This is a genomic window from Myxococcus sp. XM-1-1-1 (assembly GCF_020037095.1).
In the GTDB taxonomy this organism is placed as follows: Bacteria; Myxococcota; Myxococcia; order Myxococcales; family Myxococcaceae; genus Myxococcus; species Myxococcus fulvus.
On record NZ_JAIQDH010000006.1, the window covers coordinates 410,370 to 423,350 of the forward strand.

10 protein-coding genes are annotated in these 12,981 nt (G+C 68.8%); 5 read left to right on the top strand and 5 right to left on the bottom strand.

Features of this window, described 5'->3' with window-relative positions; genetic code table 11:
* Positions 1-60 precede the first annotated feature (60 nt).
* From K8640_RS15550 to K8640_RS15570, 5 genes are all read right to left on the bottom strand, one after another.
* Positions 61-2,613, bottom strand: coding sequence for a 1-acyl-sn-glycerol-3-phosphate acyltransferase (locus K8640_RS15550; RefSeq protein WP_223747730.1), 2,553 nt, complete (start codon positions 2,611-2,613; stop codon positions 61-63).
* A 14-nt stretch (positions 2,614-2,627) separates the two neighbouring features.
* On the bottom strand, positions 2,628-4,349 hold the full coding sequence (argS, locus tag K8640_RS15555; protein ID WP_223747731.1) for an arginine--tRNA ligase: 1,722 nt from the start codon (positions 4,347-4,349) through the stop codon (positions 2,628-2,630).
* A 75-nt stretch (positions 4,350-4,424) separates the two neighbouring features.
* Positions 4,425-6,116, bottom strand: coding sequence for a hybrid sensor histidine kinase/response regulator (locus tag K8640_RS15560; protein WP_141324541.1), 1,692 nt, complete (start codon positions 6,114-6,116; stop codon positions 4,425-4,427).
* Positions 6,117-6,224: 108 nt separating this feature from the next.
* Complete coding sequence (locus K8640_RS15565) at positions 6,225-6,953, bottom strand: HEAT repeat domain-containing protein (RefSeq protein ID WP_223747732.1); 729 nt, start codon at positions 6,951-6,953, stop codon at positions 6,225-6,227.
* Between the two features lie 92 nt (positions 6,954-7,045).
* Positions 7,046-8,041 carry a DnaJ C-terminal domain-containing protein gene (locus K8640_RS15570; protein ID WP_141324543.1) on the bottom strand — a complete coding sequence of 332 codons (996 nt, stop codon included), beginning with the start codon at positions 8,039-8,041 and terminating at the stop codon, positions 7,046-7,048.
* A 113-nt stretch (positions 8,042-8,154) separates the two neighbouring features.
* On the opposite strand from K8640_RS15570, the gene K8640_RS15575 reads away from it, so the two are divergent.
* The 5 genes from K8640_RS15575 to fusA all read left to right on the top strand — a co-directional run bounded on the left by K8640_RS15575 (position 8,155) and on the right by fusA (position 12,773).
* Complete coding sequence (locus tag K8640_RS15575; RefSeq protein WP_223747733.1) at positions 8,155-8,856, top strand: hypothetical protein; 702 nt, start codon at positions 8,155-8,157, stop codon at positions 8,854-8,856.
* On the top strand, positions 8,853-9,347 hold the full coding sequence (gene rimI / locus K8640_RS15580; protein WP_223747734.1) for a ribosomal protein S18-alanine N-acetyltransferase: 495 nt from the start codon (positions 8,853-8,855) through the stop codon (positions 9,345-9,347). The genes K8640_RS15575 and rimI overlap by 4 nt, the downstream gene beginning before the upstream one ends.
* 215 nt (positions 9,348-9,562) lie before the next feature.
* On the top strand, positions 9,563-9,934 hold the full coding sequence (gene rpsL, locus K8640_RS15585; RefSeq protein ID WP_043408969.1) for a 30S ribosomal protein S12: 372 nt from the start codon (positions 9,563-9,565) through the stop codon (positions 9,932-9,934).
* Between the two features lie 140 nt (positions 9,935-10,074).
* Positions 10,075-10,545 carry a 30S ribosomal protein S7 gene (gene rpsG / locus K8640_RS15590; protein ID WP_011553340.1) on the top strand — a complete coding sequence of 157 codons (471 nt, stop codon included), beginning with the start codon at positions 10,075-10,077 and terminating at the stop codon, positions 10,543-10,545.
* 149 nt (positions 10,546-10,694) lie between these two features.
* The gene (fusA, locus tag K8640_RS15595) at positions 10,695-12,773 is read left to right on the top strand and encodes an elongation factor G (RefSeq protein WP_223747735.1); all 2,079 of its coding nucleotides are present in this window, start codon (positions 10,695-10,697) and stop codon (positions 12,771-12,773) included.
* Positions 12,774-12,981 lie beyond the last annotated feature (208 nt).

Here is a 12,981-nt window from a genome sequence, read left to right on the forward strand (position 1 = left end):
CATGCCCCGCTGACGGGCCGCACCGTCCTCGAGGAGGCGGCGCGGCCCGGAGTCGACACGTCAGCGCTGCAGGTACTCGCGGATGCTCTCGACCAGCTGCTTGCGCGCGTCCGCGTCCGTCGCCTGGGGACCGACCTTGAGCTTCTTGTCCTCCTCGACGAGGAGCTTCTGGTCCTGCAGGTACGTCACCGCGTTCTCCAGCGTCACCTTGGCCAGGGACTCGGCGGCGGTGATGCGGCCGGCGTGGTACTCGGCGCGACCCGTCTCCAGGGCCATCCGGAGGAAGGCCTTGCGGTCCTCGGCGACGCCCGTGGCCACGTCGTTGAGCGTCATCGCGGCCAGCAGGTACGCCTCCAGGTAGTCGCGCAGCAGGTCCGCCAGGAACTCCAGCTCCGGCTGGGCGTGGGGCTCGGGCGCGACGCTCAGCGTGTCGCCCTCGTGCATCACCAGGCCCATGCGCACCAGCCGCTCCACCGTCTCCGCGAAGATGGTGTCGAAGGTGGTGTTCACCCGGTAGATGAACTCGAGCTTGAACAGGCGCGAGAGGAACAGCGCGCGCGCCTTCACGTCGTCGTACGAGGCGGACGTGCCGGCGGCCAGCATGGCGTTGGCCACGAGGCTGCGCGCGGCCACCAGGTTCATCAGCGTGTTCTTGTAGAAGGACATCTCCGCGCGGCGGTCGTCCTCCACCTGGTAGATGACGTCACCCTTGGCCTCCTGGGTGCGCACCATCTCGTCGCCGATGAAGGTGCGCATCGCGTCCTGGATGGGCCCCATCGTCTCGGGGTTGCTGGGGGCGTTGCCCAGCTCGCGCGACTGCGGCGCGCCGTCCTCCTGGGCGATGCGGCGCAGGATGCTGATGCGGTCCGCCAGCTCCCGCTGCGTCAGGCCCCGGCGACGGTGCGCGAGCAGCGACGTGCTCACCAGCGCGTGCGGCGTCACGGTGGACACCTTGCTGATGCCGTACATCACGCGGTTGCCGAGCGCGCGGACCAGGCCCTTCTTCTGCTCGTCCGTCACCGGCTGCTCGGGGTCGAGCCCGCGCTCCTTCATGAACTCCACGAGCGAAATCGGCTCGTCGAAGCCCAGGTGGATGCGGCCATAGCGCGCCGCGAGCACCTTGGGCGTGCTGAGCAGCGCCTTGAGGTCCTCGGGCTTCTTCTCCCCGCCGGCCAGCTCCTTCGAGTAGCTGCCCGACTCGACGACCTTCTCGTAGTCGATGGCCACCGGGACGAAGAGCAGGTCGTTGCGCGCGCCCTCCAGCACCGACTCCACCTGCCAGGTGAACATGCCCAGCTTGGGGGAGAGCAGCTTGCCCGTGCGCGAGCGGCCGCCCTCGGGGAAGAACTCCTGGTGGATGCCGTCGTGCACCAGCTTGCGCACGTAGGCCTTGAAGGACGCGGCGTAGACCTTGTCGCCCTTGAACGAGCGGCGCAGGAAGAACGCGCCGCAGCGGCGGAAGATGCTGCCCAGGGGCCAGAAGGACAGGTTGGCGCCGGCGGCCACCAGCGGCACCGCGTAGCCGCGGTTCCACAGCACCCAGCTCATCACCAGGTAGTCCATGTGGCTCTTGTGGCTGGGGCACAGGACGATGGGCGCGCGGGTGGCGGCCTTGAGCGCGCGGTGCAGGCCCGCCTCGTCCACGTGCATGCCGTCGTAGATGCGGTTGAACACCCAGTCGAGCAGCGGGGCGACGAAGGCCAGCGTCGTGGGGCTGGGCTTCGCGGCGATGGCCTCCAGGTTGCGGCGGGCCTCGCGCAGCACGCTCTCCTGCTTGCGGCCGGACTGCGCGGCGTGCTCGTCCACCACCTTGCGCAGCTGCCTGTCGCGCAGGGTCTCGTCGATGATGCGCACGGCCGGCTTGGCCGGCGGTCCGAACACCGCGCGCGTCTCCCGGGCCAGGTGCACGTGCAGCGTGCTGCGCACCTTGCGCGCGAGCACCTCCACCGAGTCCTTCGGGTTCTGCTCGGCGAAGGCGCGCAGGTCGATGGGCTCTCCCACGCGGAACTGCGCGCGCTTGTAGTTGCGGAAGAAGGCCAGCATCGAGTGCAGGAAGCCCGGCGCCTCGGGGCTGCCGAACACCATGTCCACCCAGTTGGGCTTCAGGCGCGCGCTGCGCTTCTCCCAGACGAACAGCTCCGGAACCAGGTACACGGGCCGGTCCGACGTGCGCGCCAGCTCCACCAGGGCGGGGAAGGGGTCCTCGTGCGTCTCCTTCCCGGACGCGTGCAAGAGCGCCGTGCGCCGCAGGAAGACCAGGCCGCTGCCTCCCTGTTGGCGCGCGTACTCGAAGCGCTCCAGGAACGCGCCGCCCTGCTTCGTCTGGCGCCACGGCTTGGTGAACCACGGGCGCAGGTTGGACACCGCCCGCACGGGCGGCAGGCTCCGGCGCACCATGGCCCAGGTGAGGTAGAGGAAGTTCACCCACGCCGTGGAGCGCATGACGTGCACCACGAACCCCTTGGCGTGGAGGTTTCGCAGCTCGTCCTCGGCCTCGGGTGGGAAGTGGACGCTCTCCAGATAACGAGTGCCCAGCGCCCGACCCATCGGGCCGAACTCCGCCTTCAGCAAGGACTCTCCCTGATTCGCAGACTGCGACAGCGCGGTTTCCAAGGCAGCCCCCGGGGCTACATGTTCTCGGGTGTCGGAATGCCCAACAAGGTCAGACCCGAAGCGAGCGTAACCCGCGCCGCGTCCGCCAGGGCGAGTCGCGCGGAACGCAGCGCGTCATCCCCTTCGACGTTGATGCGCTTGTCGCGCTCCTGGTTGCCGAGCGTGTAGTAGCGGCTCAGGGCGGCGGCCACGTCGAGCAGCAGGCGGGCCACGAGGCTGGGCTCGTACTGCTCGGCCGCGTCGCGCACCACTTCGGGCAGGCGCATGATTTCGCGCACCAGGGCCTGCTCCTCGGGGAGCGTCAGCAGGCTGGCGTCGTAGGTGGCGGGCGCGCCGCCGCCCTTGCGCAGCACGTTGACCACGCGCGCGTGGGCGTACTGGAGGTAGGGGCCCGTGTGGCCCTCGAAGCTCACCACCTCGTCCCAGTCGAAGGTGTAGTCGGTGGCGCGCTTGTGCTTGAGGTCGCCGAAGGCGATGGCGCCCAGGCCGATCTGCTCGGCGAGCTTGTCCGGGTCATCCGTCTGGAGCCGGCCGGCCTCCTGGTTCTCCTTCACCTTGGCGGCGGCGCGCTCCTTGGCCTCGTCGAGCACGTCGTTGAGCTGCACCACCTGGCCCTTGCGCGTGCTCATGCCGTGGATGCGGCCGAACGCCACGTGCACGCACTTGTCCGCCCACGGCTGGCCCATCTCCTTCAGCGTGCGGAACACCTGACGGAAGTGCAGCGCCTGGTCCTGGGCCACGACGTAGAGCGACTTCTCGAACTGGAAGCGCGTGTGGCGGTCCTCGGCGGCGGCCAGGTCGCGCGTGGCGTAGAGCGTGCTGCCGTCGTTCTTCTTGAGCAGGATGGGCGGCTCGTTCTCCGCGTAGGGCAGGTCGACGATGAGCGCGCCCTGCGACTCCTTCACGCCGGGCTTCTTGGCGATCTGCTCGATGACCGCGTCCATCTTGCCCTGGTAGCGGCTCTCGCCCTCGATGTGCTCGAACTCGATGCCCATCCGCGCGTAGATCTGCTTGAAGCCGCGGATGCTCGTCTCGCGGAACTGGTTCCAGAGCTTGAGGGCCTCGGCGTCACCGGCCTCCATGCGGCGGAAGAAGTCGCGGGCCTTCTCGTCGAACGCGGGCTCCGTCTCGGCGCGCTTGTTGGCGCGCACGTAGACCTCCACCAGGTGGCCCATGTCGTCGATGCGCGCGGGGTCTCCGTACTCCTGGAAGCCCACCGCGACGAGGCCGAACTGCTTGCCCCAGTCACCCAGGTAGTTGATGCCCTCCACCCGCCAGCCGAGCGCCCGGTAGATGTTGGCGATGCAGTGACCCAGGAACGTGGTGCGGATGTGATGGAAGCCGATGGGCTTGGCGATGTTCGGCGACGAGTAGTCGATGACCACCGTCTTGCCGCGCCCCGCGTCCGCGTCTCCGCCGTAGGTGGCGCCCGCCTTGCGGGCCGCGTCGAGCACCTCGCTGGTGAAGGGCACCGCGTTGAAGCGGGCATTCACGTACGGGCCCACGGCCTTGATCTCCAGGCCCGGCACGGAGAGCTTCTCGGCCAGCTCCTTGGCGATGACGGGGGGCGCCTTCTTCTGGGCCTTGGCGAGAGGGAAGGTGGCGAAGCTCAGGTCGCCGTGCGCCGCTTCCGCGGGCTTGACCTGGGCTTCGATGTCGGCGGCCTGCACGCCCAGGGCGCTGGCGAGGCCCTCGGCGAATGCGGCGCGGTAGCGGGAATAGACGGAAGTGCTCATGAACGCGCGGATACTAGCCAAGCCGAGGTGGCGTGCGGCCACCTCTTGTTCGTTCCGCGGTCCATTCCGTCCCCCTCAGGGGACGGCGGGAGCCCGGCGGCTGGGCCGCACCACCGCCGACACCGTGTCCAGCAGCTTGGGGAGCTGGAGCGGCTTCTCGAAGAAGCCGTCGATGCGCTCCAGGCCCTGGCCGGAGGTGAGGGACGCCACCTCGCTGGCACCCGAGATGATGTACACGACGATGTCCGCGAGCGACTCGGTGCCCCGGATGAAGCGGAGCACCGACTGCCCGTCCTCCTCGCTCAGCCGCAGGTCGAGCAGCACCATGGCCGGCCGGATGTGCGAGAGGATGGAGCGCGCCTCGGAGGCTCCCGAGGTGGCCATCACCCGGTAGCCCTCCTGCTCCAGCACCTGCTGCAGCACCTCGCGGCAGTCCGCGTCGTCCTCGACCAGGAGGATGCCGCCCGCCTTGGGCGCCGCCTGGTTCGGGTCCGGGGAGCTGACCGCCCCGGCGAACATCGGCAGCACCAGCTGGAACGTGCTGCCCTCGCCGAGCACGCTGGACGCCTCCACACGGCCGCCGTGCAGGGCGACGATCTTCCCCACCAGCGGCAGGCCCAGCCCCGCCCCGGGAGGACGCGGCACGCCCGGCTGCGCCCGGTAGAAGGCGTCGAAGATGTGCTCCAGCGCCTCGGCCGACATGCCGGGACCGCTGTCCTTCACCGTCAGTGCGGCGAGCCCCTCCTCGGCGGAGACGGTGACCTCGACGGTGTCATCCTGCTCGCTGTGGTGGATGCCGTTCTCGACGAGGTTGTGGATGGCCTCGGCGATGCGCTCGCGGTCTCCCCGGACGAACACCTCCGCACACGGGGGGATGTGCACCTGCACCTTGCCGTGCTCGGCGACGACGGCCAGGGAGCGGACCACCTCCTCGGCCACGGCCTTGAGGCCGAAGGGGCGCTGGTTGAGCTGCATCTTCCCGGACTGGAGCCGGGACATGAGCAGCAGGTCGTTCACCATGCGCAGCATGCGGTCGGAGTTCCGATCGCAGATCTGCACCGCGCGGCGCTGGGAGTCCGTGAGGGGCCCCAGCTTCTCGCGTCCCAGCATCGCCAGGTACGACTTGATGGTGGTGAGCGGGTTCTTGAGGTCGTGCGAGACGTTGCCGAGCAGCTCCTCGCGGTTCTGCTCCAGGCTCTTCAAGCCCGCGATGGCCGTCTGCAGATCCTTGTTGCGGCGGGCGCTGTCGTCGCGGAGCCGGGCCACCTCGTAGGCGGCGGCCAGCTGCGCGGCCAGCGACTGGAGCACGGTGTCGGAGACGGCGCGGCGCGCGCCCAGGACGACGAGCACGCCGGTGACGCCGTGGGGGCTCTCCAGCGGCACCGCGAGGGTGTCCGCTTCGCGCAGGAGCTTCTTCTCGGAGAAGGCGCGCCCCACCACGCCCTCGCCCGGGACGGCGGCGACGACGCGGCTGTCGTAGCGGCCGCGGACGTGCTCGACGTGGAGCTGCTCGCGCGAGGCGAAGAAGCGGGCCACGTAACAGACCTTGGGCTTGAGCAGCGCGTGGAGCGTCTGGAGGTGGGAGCGCAGGGCCTCGGTGGGGCCCGCGTTGTCGGTGAGGTGGCGCGCCATCTCCAGGAGGGCGCGCGCGACGGCGTCGGCGTCAGCCGGGGGAGCCGGCTTCGCTGCTCGACGGGTGGACTTCTTCGAGGTGGTGGGGCGCAGCGGCACGACCTCTGCCAGGGCCCCTTTCTTCTTCGAGCGCACGGGAGAATCCTGCTCCAGGTTCCGAGCGCCTGGGAACGGCCCCGGTGTGCAGGGCCTTCCGGAGGACAGTGGTCGTGTCGGCTGCCCGACACGACCGGGCCCGGGCGCTCAGGCCCGGCGCTGGATGCGGCCGTCCTTGTCCAGGACGTAGGGCTCCACCAGGAGCGACTCCACGCGGGCGCGCTGCTCGCCCACGCTGAAGCCCGCGTCCGCCAGGGCGGAGAGCGCCGAGGTCTGCACCCGACGCGCCGTCTCGTCGGCCGTCAGGAGCGCGAGCATGGGCTCCCTGGCCGGCTCGTACTTGAAGGAGGCGAGCGCCTTGAGCGCGGCGATCTTCACGTCGTCCGACATGTCCGAGAGGAACGGGACGACCACCGGGGGGATGCGTGCGTCCTGGCGACCGGTGACGTGGTGGAGCAGGACGACCTTCTTCTCCGGGTTCTTCGTGTAGGTCGAGGACAGGTGCTGGAGCGCCTTCACGCAGGCCTCGGTCACCTCGTCCTCGCTGACCAGCTCACCCAGCAGCCTGAGCGCCCACGACGTGGCGGGCTCCGTCTTGCTGAGGAACTCGACGATGGGGGGGACGGCGTCCTTGCCGAAGGCCTTCACCAGCTCGAAGGTGTGCTCCTTCTCGTCGGCGTCCGTGGTGAGCGGGTCCACGGTGATGGTGAAGCGGGCCAGGAGCACGGAGACGGCCTCGGGGAACTTCATCTCCCCGAGCTGCTGGATGGCCTTCTGGCGGGTCGCCGGGTCGCCGTACTTCTGGGTGACCTTGGGCTTGAGCTTGAGGGCTTTCTCGGGGCCCGAGCCGCCCGTGAAGATGTCTAAGAGGCCCATGTGCGCGTGTGCTCCGTTTGCGGCGACGTGAAATCCGACTGTGGGAGGGGCCGTCTATGCCTTGGCGGCGCCCAGGACAAGAGACAAGAGCTTCAGAGGGTCAGCTCGCGACGGACATCGTCCCGGTAGGCCTTGGCCAGGGTCTCCGCCGCGGCGCGGGTCTCCGGGGTGTCGGTGTCCGGCACCTTGACCTGGAGGCGGAGGTAGAGGTCACCCGGTGACCCCCCCTTGAGGGAGGGCACCCCACGCCCCTTGAGGCGCATCTGCCGGCCGGACTGGGAGCCAGGGGGGACCTTGACGGTGAGCTCGCCCTGGAAGGTGGGGACGCGCACCTCCGCGCCCAGCATGGCCTCCGGCACCGTGACGGGCACGTCCATGTGGAGGTCGTCACCTTCCCGACGCACCAGGGGATGCTCCATCACCTCGGTCTCGATGTAGAGGTCGCCCGGAGGCCCACCCCTCGCGCCGGGGGCGCCCTGGCCCGCCAGCCGGACCTTGGAGCCGGTCTGGACGCCCGCGGGAATCTTCACCGTCAGGCGGACGCGCTCGTCCGGGGTGGAGCGGTCGGGGGAGGCGCGGCTGACGGACAGGGGCCGCTCGGTGCCGTTGACGGCCTCGGCCAGCGTCAGGCGGACCTGGGCGTTGAGGTCCTCGCCACGCTCGGGACCCATGGGGCCGCGCCCCCGGACCCGCCCGAAGGGGTCATTGAACCCGCCCCCACCGCCCCTGCGTCCTCCGAAGAGGTCGTTGAAGAGGTCCCCCAGGTCGAAGTCCTCGCCTCCGTAGGGGATGCCGCCCACGCCCCCCCGGGACGCCTGGGCGCGGTACTGCCGGTACGCCTCCGCCTTCTTCTCGTCGAAGCCGATCTTCTCGGCGTCCTCGCCGAACTCGTCGTAGAGCTTGCGCTTCTTCGGGTCCGACAGCACCTCGAAGGCCGAGTTGATCTGCTTGAACTTCTCCTCGGCGGACTTGTTGCCGGGGTTGACGTCGGGGTGGTGCTGGCGCGCGAGCTTCCGGAACGCCTTCTTGATGGCCTCCTCGGAGGCCGTCCGTTCCACGCCGAGGATCTGGTAGTAGTCGTCCGCCATTTGTTCCCGCCGAGCTGTACGTGATTGAAAGTAACCAGTCGGTGGGAGTGCGCCAGCAAGGACTGTTCGGCTGGCCTGGGATGTATAAAGTCCGGCGGAAGATGAGGGAGGCCATGGCAGCGCCGCGCCGAGCGGGAGCAGGTACCTTCTGGCTGGCGGGCTGGCTCCTCCTGCTGGCCGCCCCGGCCGTCCATGCCCAGGCTCCCGCGGGAGAGGCGCAGGGCAGGGTGGTGGACCGGGTGGTCGCCATCATCGAGGGTCGGGTGCTCACCCAGAGCGAGCTGGAGTTCGAGGCCCGGGTGGCCCTCGTGCAGCGGGGCGGCCTCCAGGCGCTCGAGGTCCCCCTGGACGAGGAGCTCCTCCGGGGGGCGCTGGAGCTGGCCATCAGCCAGCGGGTCCAGGTGCTCAACGCCGACCGGCTCCAGGCGTTCCCCGCCGAACCCGCCGAGGTGGACGCGCGGCTGGAGGCGTTCCGGCTGCGCGTCGGGGGCTCCCAGGCCCTGGAGCGCTTCCTGGCCCGGGCGGACGTGGACGTGGAGGGGCTCAAGGCGGTGCTGACGCGGGGGCTCAGGGCCGAGCGTGTCCTGGACAGCCGCATCCGCCTGCGGGCCCAGGTGGGCGAGACGGAGATCCGTCGGTTCTACGAGCAGCACCCCGGGGACTTTCCGGCCGACTACGAGACGGTGCGGGAGTCCATCCGGGAGAAGCTCTTCCGCGAGCGCTATGCGGCGCTGGCCGTGGAGGAGCTGGCTCAGGTGAGGGCCTCGGCCCAGGTGCGTCGGGTGGCGCCCTTCACACGGGAGGCAAAGCGATGAGGCGGATGCGGGAGGACGCCGAGCCACGCGAGCCGCATGGCTTCTCCATCCGTCAGATGACGGAAGGGGACCTGCCGGCGGTGATGGCGCTGGAGCAGGCGGCGTTCAAGAACCCCTGGTCCCCGGAGCTGCTCAAGCGCGAGCTCCAGCACGAGTGGTCCACCATCCTCTTGGTGGAGGAGCCCCGGCAGTTCGTGCCCCCGCTGCTCTTGGGCCTGGCCATCTTCTGGATCGTCCACGACGAGGTCCACGTGCTCAACGTGGCCACCGCCCCCCAGCACCGGCGGCGGGGCGTCGCGCGGGCCGTCATGGAGGAGGTGCTGGAGCGGGGCAGGGCGCGCCGCTGCAGCCTCGCCACCCTGGAGGTCAGGAAGAGCAACGAGCCGGCGATCCAGCTCTACCGCGCCTTCGGCTTCCGCCCGGTGGGCATCCGGCCGAACTACTACGCGGACGAGGGCGAGGACGCCGTGGTGATGGTCCTCGACTTCTGAGCGCACGCGGAGTAGAGGACCGACCCGTCGTAAGCTGGGTTGACGAGTCTCAAGGAAAGACCTCACGGACGCTGACCTGTTCCAGGTCTGCGTCATGCCGTGCTTGACACGGAGGGGTCGCTCCCTATACTCGCGGCCTTTTTCAGTAGTCCTGTAGGTAGATATGCGCCGCCTCGTGTCTCGTGGCGGCTGCGAACCCGAAGAACGAGGTATCAGTGCCGACCATTAGCCAGCTGGTCCGCAAGGGCCGCGAGAAGCTGAACATCAAGGGCAAGAGCCCCGCGCTCAAGGAGTGCCCCCAGAAGCGCGGCGTCTGCACCCGCGTGTACACGACGACTCCGAAGAAGCCGAACTCGGCCCTCCGCAAGGTGGCCCGCGTGCGTCTGACCAACGGAATCGAAGTGACGTCCTACATCCCCGGCGTGGGCCACAACCTCCAGGAGCACTCGGTGGTGATGATCCGCGGCGGTCGTGTGAAGGACCTCCCGGGCGTGCGCTACCACATCGTCCGTGGAACGCTCGACTCCGTGGGCGTGGCGGGCCGCAAGCAGAGCCGCTCCAAGTACGGCGCGAAGCGTCCGAGCTGAGCGCGATCACCTTCGTTTGAGAGTTGGGACGTTGAGCCCCGCACCCTGGGGAGCGTCCTCGTGAAGTTTCCTTCAGCGGTACTTGAAGCCCGTCGTAGCGTGCTCCCAAGGGAGCCAGGGCGTAAGGGAAGAGAGAAGAGATGCCTCGCCGTCGCGTAGTCGCCAAGCGCAAGATTCTTCCGGATCCGAAGTTCCAGGACCGGCTCGTCACCAAGTTCGTCAACGACCTGATGCGGAAGGGCAAGAAGTCCATCGCGGAAGGCGTCTGCTACGGAGCCTTCGCCCTCATCGAGGAGCGCGCGAAGGAGGACCCCCTCAAGACGTTCAAGAAGGCCCTCGACAACGTCAAGCCGGTGCTGGAGGTCAAGAGCCGCCGCGTCGGTGGCGCCACCTACCAGGTGCCCGTCGAGGTCCGTCAGGACCGCCGGGTCGCCCTCGGCATGCGTTGGATCATCACGTACTCCAAGGCCCGTGGCGAGAAGACCATGCAGGAGAAGCTGGCCGGCGAGATCATGGACGCCGCCAACAACCGCGGCAACGCGGTGAAGAAGCGTGAAGACACGCACAAGATGGCGGAGGCCAACAAGGCCTTCGCGCACTACCGCTGGTAGGTCTTTCGGCCTCGCGGTGTCCCGCCCGGATGCAGAGGTTGCATCCGGGCGGTTTCTTTAGGTGAAGCAGGTTCTCTGAAATCGTCCGGGTGGGAACGTGAGACGGGGCATCCAAAGCCCTCCCGCCCTCATGGAGAGGTACCGACGCAATGGCTCGCGAGCATCCCCTGGAGCGCTACCGCAACATCGGCATCATGGCGCACATCGATGCCGGCAAGACGACCACCACCGAGCGGATCCTCTTCTACACCGGCGCCATCCATCGGATGGGCGAGGTGCACGAGGGAAACACCACCACGGACTGGATGGTCCAGGAGCGTGAGCGCGGCATCACCATCACCTCCGCCGCCATCACCGCCTTCTGGCAGCGCAACGAGCAGCGCTACCGCGTCAACATCATCGACACCCCCGGACACGTGGACTTCACCATCGAGGTGGAGCGCTCCCTGCGTGTGCTCGACGGCGCCGTCACCGTGTTCGACGCGGTCAACGGCGTGGAGCCGCAGTCGGAGACGGTCTGGCGCCAGGCGGACCGCTACAAGGTCCCCCGCATCTGCTTCATCAACAAGATGGACCGCATCGGCGCGGACTTCGAGATGTCCGTGGGCACCATCCGCGAGAAGCTCGGCGCGCGCGCGGTGCGCATGCAGCTCCCCCTGGGCGCCGAGGACAAGCACCGCGGTGTCATCGACCTCCTGACGATGAAGGCCCTGGTCTTCGTCGACTCGGAGCAGGGCAGCCGCTACGACATCCAGGAGATTCCCGAGGAGCTTCGCGAGCAGGCCGAGGCCGCGCGCGCGGAGCTGCTCGAGGCCGCCGCGGAGCAGGATGACGCGCTGACGGAGAAGTTCCTGGAGGGCCAGGAGCTCACCGAGCAGGAGGTCCGCGCGGCCATCCGCAAGGGCTGCGTGGGGCTGAAGCTGTTCCCCGTGTTCTGCGGGTCTGCGTTCCGTCACAAGGGCGTGCAGCCGCTCCTGGACGCGGTCATCGACTACCTGCCGAGCCCGCTGGACATCCCGCCCGTGCACGGCAAGACGCCCAAGGGCGAGGACGCGGTGCGCGAGACGCGGGACGACGCGCCTTTCAGCGCCCTGGCGTTCAAGATCATGAACGACCCGGCGTTCCAGTCCCAGACGCTGACGTTCCTGCGCGTGTACTCCGGCAAGCTGGAGGCGGGCACGGCGGTGTGGAACTCGGTGAAGGGCAAGCGCGAGCGCGTCAGCCGCCTGGTCCAGATGCGCGCGGACAAGAAGGACGAGCTGACCGAGTGCTACGCGGGTGACATCTGCGCGGTGGTGGGCCTGAAGCTGGCGGCGACGGGCGACACGCTCTGCGACGACAAGCAGCCCATCATCCTGGAGCGGATGGAGTTCCCCGAGCCGGTCATCGACATCGCCATCGAGCCGAAGTCCACGGCGGACCAGGACAAGATCATCCAGTCGCTGCAGCGCCTGGCGATGGAGGACCCGTCCTTCCGCGTGCGCACGAACGAGGAGACGGGGCAGACGCTGATCGCCGGCATGGGCGAGCTGCACCTGGAGATCATCGTCGACCGCCTCCTGAGGGAGTTCAAGGTCGACGCGAACATCGGCAAGCCGCAGGTGGCGTACCGCGAGACCATCACCACCCAGATGGAGGCCGAGGGCAAGTTCATCCGTCAGACGGGCGGCCGGGGCCAGTACGGCCACATCTGGCTGCGGGTGATGCCGAACGAGGCCGGCAAGGGCTTCGCCTTCGAGAACAAGATCGTCGGCGGCGTGGTGCCCAAGGAGTTCGTGGACGCGGTGCGCGACGGTGTCCAGGAGGCCCTCCAGAACGGCCCCGTGGCGGGCTACCCCATGGTGGACGTGAAGGTGGAGGCCTACGACGGCTCCGTGCACGACGTGGACTCGAGCGAGATGGCGTTCAAGATCGCCGGCTCGCTGGCCTTCAAGGACGCCGTGCGCGCGGCCAGCCCCGTGCTGCTCGAGCCCATCATGAACTGCGAGATCGTCACGCCGGAGCCCTTCATGGGCGACGTGATTGGCGACCTGAACGGCCGGCGAGGCAAGGTGCTGGGCATGACGCCCCGCCCAGGCGGCCTGCAGGCCATCCAGGCGCAGGTGCCCCTGGCCGCCATGTTCGGCTACTCGACCGACCTGCGCAGCCGCAGCCAGGGAAGGGCGACCTACACCATGCAGTTCAGTCACTACGCGCCGGCGCCCAAGACGGCGCTGAACCGCTACTGACGGCCCGGCAGTCGACCCTGCGGGCGATTTCAGTTGACGTTGTGGCGGGTTTGGAGCAGGACGCAGCACCTTCGCAGTGAGTTTTTGCGGGATTCGATACGCGCCGGGTGATTGACCGGCTCAGCCGCGGTGAGGAGTGTCATGGCCAAGGAGAAGTTCGAGCGTAACAAGCCCCACGTGAACATCGGCACGATCGGACACGTGGACC

What these genes read in the sequence shown, in the direction of transcription:
- K8640_RS15570 (WP_141324543.1), bottom strand. Translation starts at nt 8,041, where the DNA reads ATGGCGGACGACTACTACCAGATCCTCGGCGTGGAACGGACGGCCTCC.
- K8640_RS15575 (WP_223747733.1), top strand. Translation starts at nt 8,155, where the DNA reads ATGGCAGCGCCGCGCCGAGCGGGAGCAGGTACCTTCTGGCTGGCGGGC.
- K8640_RS15565 (WP_223747732.1), bottom strand. Translation starts at nt 6,953, where the DNA reads ATGGGCCTCTTAGACATCTTCACGGGCGGCTCGGGCCCCGAGAAAGCC.
- fusA (WP_223747735.1), top strand. Translation starts at nt 10,695, where the DNA reads ATGGCTCGCGAGCATCCCCTGGAGCGCTACCGCAACATCGGCATCATG.
- rimI (WP_223747734.1), top strand. Translation starts at nt 8,853, where the DNA reads ATGAGGCGGATGCGGGAGGACGCCGAGCCACGCGAGCCGCATGGCTTC.
- argS (WP_223747731.1), bottom strand. Translation starts at nt 4,349, where the DNA reads ATGAGCACTTCCGTCTATTCCCGCTACCGCGCCGCATTCGCCGAGGGC.
- rpsG (WP_011553340.1), top strand. Translation starts at nt 10,075, where the DNA reads ATGCCTCGCCGTCGCGTAGTCGCCAAGCGCAAGATTCTTCCGGATCCG.